Source organism: Mesorhizobium sp. P3_A9, from assembly GCF_056402975.1.
The window spans coordinates 1-6,445 of sequence record NZ_JBFUGJ010000328.1; the positions used below are offsets into that span (position 1 = coordinate 1).

7 protein-coding genes are annotated in these 6,445 nt (G+C 63.3%); all 7 read right to left on the reverse strand.

What is annotated here, in order from left to right; all coding sequences use genetic code 11:
• Positions 1–217 precede the first annotated feature (217 nt).
• The gene (locus tag AC1DX0_RS28710; RefSeq protein ID WP_477224639.1) at positions 218–805 is read right to left on the reverse strand and encodes an NAD(P)H-dependent oxidoreductase; all 588 of its coding nucleotides are present in this window, start codon (positions 803–805) and stop codon (positions 218–220) included.
• Positions 805–1,386, reverse strand: a complete 582-nt coding sequence (locus tag AC1DX0_RS28715) for an NAD(P)H-dependent oxidoreductase (RefSeq protein ID WP_477357780.1) — start codon at positions 1,384–1,386, stop codon at positions 805–807. Before AC1DX0_RS28715 ends, AC1DX0_RS28710 begins: the two co-directional genes overlap by 1 nt.
• Positions 1,386–2,789, reverse strand: a complete 1,404-nt coding sequence (locus tag AC1DX0_RS28720) for an FAD-binding oxidoreductase (protein ID WP_477224640.1) — start codon at positions 2,787–2,789, stop codon at positions 1,386–1,388. The genes AC1DX0_RS28715 and AC1DX0_RS28720 overlap by 1 nt, the downstream gene beginning before the upstream one ends.
• Positions 2,789–4,090 (reverse strand): cytosine deaminase, encoded by a 1,302-nt coding sequence (locus tag AC1DX0_RS28725; protein WP_477357783.1) that lies wholly within the window; start codon positions 4,088–4,090, stop codon positions 2,789–2,791. The genes AC1DX0_RS28720 and AC1DX0_RS28725 overlap by 1 nt, the downstream gene beginning before the upstream one ends.
• Before the next feature lie 4 nt (positions 4,091–4,094).
• On the reverse strand, positions 4,095–4,946 hold the full coding sequence (locus AC1DX0_RS28730; protein ID WP_477357785.1) for an ABC transporter permease: 852 nt from the start codon (positions 4,944–4,946) through the stop codon (positions 4,095–4,097).
• Positions 4,933–5,757, reverse strand: coding sequence for an ABC transporter ATP-binding protein (locus AC1DX0_RS28735; RefSeq protein WP_477224635.1), 825 nt, complete (start codon positions 5,755–5,757; stop codon positions 4,933–4,935). Before AC1DX0_RS28735 ends, AC1DX0_RS28730 begins: the two co-directional genes overlap by 14 nt.
• 12 nt (positions 5,758–5,769) lie before the next feature.
• The coding region (locus tag AC1DX0_RS28740; RefSeq protein WP_477357788.1) for an ABC transporter substrate-binding protein at positions 5,770–6,445 on the reverse strand (676 nt) is incomplete at its 5' end.

Below are 6,445 nucleotides of genomic sequence, written 5' to 3' on the forward strand. Positions count from 1 at the left end.
AAAGAAGGCGGTCGGGCCCCAGCTCATCCACGGTTTAGGCCACCTGAGGGGCGACGGGCTCTCGACCACCGCCACGGATCAGGCAAGCACCTGGTCCGTGGCACCCTCAACAATGCACGATTCCAAACACACAAGGGGCAGCGCGGAGTTCTGAGAAGCTAGCGCTGCCCCTCATCTGCCTGCCGGCATCTTCTCCCCGTAAACGGGGCGAAGAAAGCTAGAACCGCTCCAGCTTCCTTCGCACCTTCGCCAGAAACGCCGCCCGCGTCTTTGGTGTCGAGGCATCCATCAGATAATGCGCCAGGAAGAACGTCTTGCACCTTGTCGCGCATAGCGCCCGCATGCCGCGCAGCAGCGTCTTGCGTCCAGGCTGGCCGACGACGACGCTCCACCAGGTCGGCGCGCCGCAGGTGGTGATGACGCCGACCTTGGTGACATGCGTCATCAGCGACTTGATCCGCCCCTTGCCCGCCGGCAGTTTGAAGGCGACGTCCGTGGCCCACACCCGGTCAAGCCAGCCCTTCAGCATCGCCGGCAGGCCGTACCACCAGGTAGGGTAGACGAACAGGATCGCTTCGGCCCAGCCGAGCAGTTCGAAATGCGGCTTCAGCGCGGGGTCCTGCGGCGCCTGGTCGTTGTAGCTGCGCCGCTCCTCGCAACCCATCACCGGGTCGAATTTCTCCGCATAGAGGTCGAGCAGCCGCACCTCCCAGCCCCTTGCCTTCAGCACGTCGACGGCGGTGTCGCGAATGCTTGCACAAAAACTTTCAGGCACCGGATGGCAATAGACCACGAGGACCCGCATCAGAATGCATCCATGCTGGCCGCGACCTTGGCCATGAAGGATTTTCGCGTTTCATCGGTCGACAGGTTCATCGCGTAATGCGCGAGGTAAGTCACCGGCGCGCCCGGCTTTACCGTGGCGCGCAGCATGCGCTCGATCAGTTTGCGCGGCGGATCGCCCATCAGGATGGCGCGGAACCGGCTGCCGCCATAGGTAGTGACCGCAGCGACCTTCCTGATGTTGTGCAGCGACGGCTGCACCTTGCCGTCGACCAGCCTGAACGACACGCCGGGCAGGAAGACGCGATCGAAAAAGCCTTTCAGGATGGCAGGGAAACCGTAGTTCCAGACCGGATAGGAAAGCACCAACGCCTCGGCCCGCAGCAGGCGCTCGACATACGGCGCCGCCGGGTCAGCGGAGCCGCGTGGGTCGTGATAGTCCAACCTCTCCTGGCGCGTCAKCCTGGGATCGAAATCCTCGGCGTAGAGATCGCAGTCATCGACGGTATGGCCCGCCGCCGTCAGCCGCTCGACGATCAACCGGTGCAGGCCAGCATTGAAGCTGGTCTCGACCGGATGCGCGTAGAGGACGAGGATGTTCATCAGCCCGCCCTCTGCAGCCCCTTGAACAGAAAAGTCCGCCCGGATCGATAATCATAATCCGGGTTTTCCCAGGCGATCATCTTGCCGGGGTTGAGCAGGCCTTGCGGGTCGGTCTCGCGCTTGAAGGCAAGCTGCACGGCATCGGTCTGCTTCATGCCGCCCTCTTCCAGCGTGTAGCGGTGCGGGTTGAAGATCGGGCAGCCATTTTCCTCATGCAGGCGCACGATCTCGTCGAGCCGTGCCTCGGTGGTAAATTTCACCAGCGGCAGGCCAAAGCAGGTGATGTTGCCGTCCAGCCGCACGAATTCGAGATGCGAGAACACTTCGCCGGGAAACATCGCATCCATCTTCTCGACCAGCGCCAGCTGGTTGGGAAAGGGATAGAGCGACTGCAGATAGGTGATATCGGGATCGACGCGCAGCGCTCTCAGCGTGGTGTGGTTCCAGGCCAGCTCATAGGCCGGCGGCAGGCCTTTTTTCTCCTCGGGCGTCGCGGTGGCAGCGTTGAAAATCACCGCGCCGCCGGCACGCCTAGTGAAGGCGAGGAAGGCATCCAGCCCATGCTGCGCCACCATGACGACGCAGATACTCTGCCCCTCTCTGAAAAATTTCTGGTGGCGTTTGAAATAGAGCTGCGGCACGGGTGCCGCGATCGGCGTGATCAGTTTGGTCAGGATGCCGTCCTGGCACGCCAGCGCATTGCCGTAGCGCGCCGCGTCCATGAAGGCATCGAAGCCGACAATGACATCGACCCACTCATAGGCCGCGGTCAGCGGCATCTCGACTTCCGTGATGATACCGTTGGTGCCGTAGGCGTGGGTCACCTTGTGCAGATCCTCGCCGGTGAGTTCGAGCGCTTTCGGCTCGGCCTCCATGGTCACCACGCGCAGGCGCAGCACATTGCCGAAATCGCGCAAGCCGCCGAAATTGATCGAGCCGACGCCGCCCGAGCCGCCGGCGATGAAGCCGCCGATCGAAGCGGTGTTGTAGGTGGAAGGTGACAGCCGCAGTTCCTGGCCGGAATGCGCGCGCGTCGCCTTGTCGATATCGGCCAGCACCGCGCCCGGCCCGGTCACCACGCGCCCCGGCGCGATCGACTTGATCTCGTTCATCTCGGCGAGATTGAGCACCACGCCGCCCGACAACGGCATGGCCTGGCCATAATTGCCGGTGCCGCTGCCGCGCGGCGTCACCGGCACGCCATGCCGATGACAGGCGGCGAGCACGCGGAACAGCTCGGCCTCGGTCTTCGGCGTCACAATGAGGTCGCCGGTGACATGGTCGAGCTGCTGCTTCAGCACCGGGCTGTACCAGTAGAAATCRCGGCTYTTCTGCTGGACGATGGCCGGATTGTCGTCGAGCTTCAGCCCGTCGAGATCGCGTTTGAGTGCCGAAACATCCATCATTCCACCATCAGWTCGTCGAGTTCGGCATAGTCGGGCARGCGCCGGTCGATCGCGCGTCCGGCGCGCACGACGATGCGATCCGATTCGGGCCGCGACAGCAATTCGGTCCAGCTTCGACCTTTGAACAGGATGAAATCGGCATCGTCGCCCGCGGCAACCGTGCCGAGCCTGTCGAGCCGCATCACCTTGGCCGGGGTCGCGGTGACCGCTTGTGGCCAGTCGGCGACCGGATGGTCGAAATGCAGGATGCGCGTCGCCATCCGGTAGACCTCCAGCATGTCGAGATCGCCATAGGCRTAGAASGGRTCACGCGTGTTGTCSGAGGCRACMGCRACCGSAATRCCCCTCGCCTTCATCTCATGCAGCAGCGTCACGCCCCGCCARCGCGGCGTGGTSTKRTCSGMSCGSCGGTCCTGYAGATAGAGRTTGCACATCGGCAGCGAGACSAYCGCMAGCCCCGCCTTCGCCACCTTGTCCAGCGTGTCCAGCACCTCGAGATCGGGCTGCCGCGCCAGCGAGCAGCAATGGCCAACGAGGATCTTGCCCTCGAAGCCGCTCCAGAGTGCCGCCTCGGCGATCTTCTTCAGCGAGACCGCGGCAATGTCGTCGGTCTCGTCGGCGTGGAAATCGAGGTCGAGCCCATGCTTGATCGCTTGTGCGAAAACATGGTCGAGCAGTTCTTCCAGGTCCGGCACCATATAGGTGACGACACCGAGCACACCCTTGGCCGCGGCTACCCGTTTCGCCAGCCTGTCGAACCACTTTTTGTCGCGCACACCCTCGATGCCGAGCAGGCAGGCGCCCTGCAATTCGATACGGCCGCGCCATGTCTCGCGCATCGTCTCGAACACCGGCCAGGAGATTTCCTCCTGCGGCGCGACGCTGTCGAGATGGGTGCGCAGCGCCCTGGTGCCATGCGCATAGGCGGAGCGCAGCGAGAAATCCATGCGCTTGGCAAGGTCCTCGGCGCTCCAGCGCGCGACGCGGTCGGCGCCCGCGGCATTGAGTGCTCCCATGAAGGTGCCGTCGGGATTGGGTTCTCGCGGCCAGATATGGCCCTTGTCGATATGCGTGTGGCAGTCGACGAAGCACGGCAGCACGATGCGGCCGCCAAGGTCTACGGCATCCGCCAATGCCGCTGTCCGATCATGTGCCGCGATGCTCGAGATCTTGCTGTCCGCGACAGTGATATCGGCGAGCGCGAACCCATCCCCGTCATAAACCGCAGCGAGCCCCGGCGTCAGCGACGCGTGAAGACGGGCATTGGCGAGCCGGTATGAAGCTGAGTCTGGAATCAAGGCACTACCGCTCCTGCTTCAGCGCGCTTTCGTGCCAGCGCCGCAAAATGAGATGCGAAATCAGCGACAGCACGAGGAAGATCAGGATGCCGGTCAGCGAGATCAGGAACAGAGCCGCGAACAGCCTTGGCGCGTTGAGCCGGTAGCCGGCCTCGATGATGCGCGAGGCGAGCCCCGACGACTGGCCGGTGGTGCCGGCAACGAACTCCGCGACCACCGCGCCGATCAGCGACAGGCCGCCGGCGATCTTCAACCCACCGAGAAAATACGGCATCGCCGCAGGCAGTCTGAGATAGCGCAGTTGCTGCCAGCGCGTCGCGCCGTTGAGCTTGAACAGGTCGCGCAGATTGYGGTCGACMGAGTTAAGGCCGAGCGTGGTGTTGGACAGGATCGGAAAGAAGGCGACGATCCAGGCGCAGAGCAGAAGCTTGGTCGTCTGGTTGTTCACATAGATGTTGATCAGCGGAAAGATCGCCACGATCGGCGTCACCTGCAGCACGATGGCAAACGGGAAGAACGACATCTCGACCCATTTCGACTGCGCGAACAGCACCGACAGGCCGACCCCGCCGATGACAGCCAAGGCCAGGCTGAGGAAGGTGATGCGCAAGGTGACCAGCAGCGAGGAGAACAGCAGCCCGGCATCGTTGTAGAGCGTCTGCACCACCACGCCGGGACGCGGCAGGATGTATTGCGGGATCTCGTTCCAGACGCAGATGCGGTCCCACAGCCAGATCGCCAGGATCATGATCGCCAGCGGCAGCACCCAGCGGCCGATCCGTTCGAACCGTTCCTGGCGCACGCGACGCGCTTCCTCCGGGTCGAGTTTGAGCACCTGCTCGTCAATGGCCGTCATGGTGCGCGCCTGCTGTTGAATTGATGGCAGTGACCAGCACGTCGGAGGCTTGCCGGCAAAGCGCCGCGTAGTCCGGCGAGGTGCGAAACGCCTCGTCGCGCGGATAGGAGGCCTCGATGGCAAGTTCGTCGAACACCCGGCCCGGCCGCGCCGCCATGACRACGACGCGGTTGGAMAGGAAMACGCTTTCAAARACGCTGTGSGTGACGAAGACGACGGTGAAGCGYTCRTCCTGCCAMAGCTCCAGCAGGTCGTTGTTGAGCTTGAAGCGSGTGATYTCGTCGAGYGCSGCAAACGGYTCGTCCATCAACAGCACGCGYGGCTTGGTCACCATGGCGCGCGCGATCGAGACGCGCATCTTCATGCCGCCCGACAGTTCGCGCGGCACGGCGTCCTCGAAACCGGTCAGGTGCACCCGCGCCAGCATCTCGGTGATTGCCGGGGCTGCCTTGGCGCGGGAAATGCCTTTCAGCCTGAGCGGCAGCCAGACATTGTCGAAGACACTGGCCCAGGGCAGCAGCGTCGGCTCCTGGAAGACGAAGCCGATATTGGCGCGGTCGAGCGAGCCGCCGCCGCGCCAGTCGAGCACGCCGGAGGTCGGCGTCGACAGGCCGGCAATCAGCCGCAATGCCGTCGACTTGCCACAGCCGGACGGCCCGAGCAGGCTGAGGAAATCACCTTCCCGGATGGTCAGGTCGACATCACTCAGCGCCGTCACGCCGTTGGAAAACACCTTGCCGACGCCGCGCAGCGCCAGCAAGGCCGGAGCGACGTCCGATGCCGGCGCTCGCGCCACCTTTTCCCCTATCATGCGCGGACTGGCCTATTTCTTCAGGTCGAGCCCGACACCCTTGTTGACGAAGGCCAGCGTGTAGCCCTTGGTGATGTCGATGCCTTCAGGCGTGACCTTGGCCTTGACCATCTTGTCGTAAAAACTCTTGATCCGCGCGTCGGTCATGGCGCCGATGCCGAGCTTCTCGGTGTCGCCGGAATCGGCAAGGCCGAATTTCTTCATCTGCTCGATCGAGAAAGCGATCTGCTCGTCGCTCATGTCAGGATTGTCTTTCTTGATCATGTCGTTGGCGGCCTTGTTGTCGCCGTAGAGGTACTTGTACCAACCCTTGGCCGAGCCATCGACGAAGCACTGGACGACCTCCGGCTTCTTGTCGATCGTGTCCTGCATCACCTCGATCGTCGTCGAATAGGTGTCCCAGCCATAGTCGGCGAGCAGGAACTGGTTCGGCACGAAGCCGCCTTCCTTCTTGACCGCGAACGGCTCCGAGGTGACGTAACCCTGCTGGATCGACTTCTTGTTGGCGAGGAAGGGAGCGGTGTTATAGGTGTAGGGCGCGCGCTTGGCGGCGTCGAAACCRAGCGCCGTGACCATCCACTGGAAGAAGGTCTGCACGCCTTCGTCACCCAAAATGTACTGGTCGGCGTTCTTCAGGTCTTCCCACTTGTCCAGCCCTTCGCCGGGGTGGGACATGATGACCTGCGGG